Here is a 321-nt window from a genome sequence, read left to right as displayed (position 1 = left end):
AGCGGTGATTTTCCAGAACATCACATTCTGGGTTGAAAAGAACCAAGCCAACCGCCGTAACCTTCGAGACGGGCGGTATTGGACCTACAATTCGATCTCGGCCTTTGGTGAACTCTTCCCTTATCTGAGCGAGAAGCAGATCAGAACAGCGCTCGAAAAGCTGGTTAGCGCAGGCCTGATCCTCAAAGGCAACTTCAGCGATGATCGCTATGACCGGACCTGTTGGTATGCCCTGGGCAACTCAATTTGCCCAAATGGGCAAATGGATCCGACCAAACGGGAAAATGATGCATTTGCCCCTGAGGGCAAGCCGTCTGCCCC

1 pseudogene is annotated in these 321 nt (G+C 52.6%); it reads left to right on the top strand.

Features of this window, described 5'->3' with window-relative positions:
• Positions 1-321: pseudogene (locus tag AB9F29_RS21745) on the top strand (hypothetical protein); the annotation flags it as partial.

It is taken from the genome of Falsihalocynthiibacter sp. S25ZX9, assembly GCF_041205405.1.
In the GTDB taxonomy this organism is placed as follows: domain Bacteria; phylum Pseudomonadota; class Alphaproteobacteria; order Rhodobacterales; family Rhodobacteraceae; genus Falsihalocynthiibacter; species Falsihalocynthiibacter arcticus.
This window is presented reverse-complemented; position numbering and strand designations above follow the sequence as displayed.